The sequence below is a fragment of the Vibrio sp. OPT46 genome (assembly GCF_015163535.1).
In the GTDB taxonomy this organism is placed as follows: domain Bacteria; phylum Pseudomonadota; class Gammaproteobacteria; order Enterobacterales; family Vibrionaceae; genus Vibrio; species Vibrio alginolyticus.
Genome location: NZ_JADDYG010000244.1, coordinates 19060 through 21123, shown reverse-complemented (window position 1 = coordinate 21123; position 2064 = coordinate 19060). Strand labels below are relative to the sequence as shown.

At 39.0% G+C, this 2064-nt stretch carries 1 protein-coding gene; it reads right to left on the bottom strand.

All coding sequences use genetic code 11. From position 1 onward, the window contains the following. Window positions 1-588 precede the first annotated feature (588 nt). Window positions 589-1845 carry an aromatic amino acid transport family protein gene (locus IQR33_RS10245; RefSeq protein WP_017820237.1) on the bottom strand — a complete coding sequence of 419 codons (1257 nt, stop codon included), beginning with the start codon at window positions 1843-1845 and terminating at the stop codon, window positions 589-591. Window positions 1846-2064 lie beyond the last annotated feature (219 nt).

Below are 2064 nucleotides of genomic sequence, written 5' to 3'. Positions count from 1 at the left end.
CTCTTAACCGAATACCAGTTAAGTCTACCATTTCTTGTTGGTTAAGTGCGGATGGATTCCCAGTGGCAAAGTGTTTTGGGAGTGAGATACGAGAAGGATCTCTATAATATTATGATTTATAAAACAAAATCTATTGAAAACTTATGCAATGATTAGGCGATGGTATAGATAAGGTAACGATGACAGGTAGGCGAGCATATTCGGTGGACTCAATCTAATGATTTAAGCCGCGGATTCATCGCTCAAAATCAGGGCGAAGTGTAAAAAATTACGTTTCTGTCATAAATATTTAATGTTTGTATGGGTTGTTAAAAAACTGGATATTAGACATAGTGTTATTAAGCCAATAAAAAATGGCTTTTATAATAAATAGGAGATTAACTATGCATAATGAAATGATTCAACCTTCGCACTTCGGCATTATCGGCCGTACCTGCATCGCTTCAGTACTTATGATTGCGGGTGTTTTCGCTCTTATTTAAGAGTCAAGGGTAACGATGATTACCTTTTAAAGAGTAAGAAAATTCAGGGAATCACCTTAACCTTGTGTAAGGTATTCCCCTGAAAATCCAAGCTAGTCTTTAGTTATTAGCTGAAGAAGCTAAAAATCAATGCACTTACCGCCACAATGCCTGCTGCTAGAACAAAGTAAGTAGAGACATTTCCTCGATATTGTTTCATCGCCTCGATTTTATACACCGCTAACATTGGCATAATAAATAAGATCATTGCAATAACAGGCCCTGACAATGCTTCCATCATACCAAGAATACTTGGGTTCATGATCGCGGCCGCCCAGATTGAGAAGAACAGTGCTGCCACGCTGATACGATCAACACGCTTCTCAGATAGGTTAAAATGCTTGTTAATTAAACCATTTAAGCTTTCACGCGCACCTAAAAAATGCCCAAGGAAAGATGAAGTGATAGCAACAAACGCTACTAAAGGACCAAGTGTTGCAATAAATGGATTATCGGTTGCGTTCGCTAAGTAAGACAATACGGATACGTTTTGTTCTTTTGCTTGAGCCAATTGTTCAGGTGACAGTGTTAGTACACAGGAAAATACAAAAATAAGAACAAAGGCAATCAGCATAATGCTAGTGCGACGAAGAATAACTTCGGATTTGGCATCTGCCTGCTTACCGTAATGGCGACGTTGTACATTTGCAAAGCTTGAAATTGCAGCTGCGTGACTAAACGAGAAAATCACTACAGGAACTGCTAACCACATAGTGCTAGCAAAAGCTGACGCTTCTGGCACATCCATGACAGGCATGGTCCAGTTCGGTATTAAGTAAAATGATAGAAAGGCAAGAATGGCAACAAGTGGGAACACCATGATGGCAAAGGCCCGTAGCATTACTTTTTCACCCGCCATCATAATAGCAATTAGTGCAAACACTAGTACGCCAGAAAGCAAAGGTCTAGGTAAAGAAGCCATATCAGCCTGATTTACCATGAAGCTATCTACTGTGTTTGTTATTCCAACCCCATATATCAACAGGATCGGGAAGATCGAAAGAAAATACAGCAGTGAAATAGAACGACCTGCTTTTGCGCCGAAGTGCTCTTCCACTACATCAGTGAAGTCTGCGTTTTTGATCTTAGAAGATAGTACAAAACGAGCTAAGCCACGGTGCGCAAGATAGGTCATTGGAAAAGCAAGTACTGCCATCGCGACTAAAGGCCAAAAACCACCAATCCCAAGGTTAATTGGCAGAAACAGGATGCCTGCGCCAACGGCTGTTCCAAATAGGCTAAGAACCCAATGTGTATCATGTTTTGACCAAGCTGTGGTTGTGTTTATTTCACTAGGATTTAAGGCATTTCGAGATTCTTTCACTTTAAAACTCGCTTTTATAAAAATAATAATGCTGAAAATGGTAAAGGTTTTAGTGTTTATTATCACACGCGAAGCTTGGTGAATAATGCTGTGAATTTGGGGTGGTTGTAAATTATCCAACTATGAATTTTTCAATAAACCAGAATAAAGTTCTTAAATTTAATTTGTTTAATGGTTGTATGTGTTGAAATTTTCATCTTGTGTGGTTTTTGATTTTGT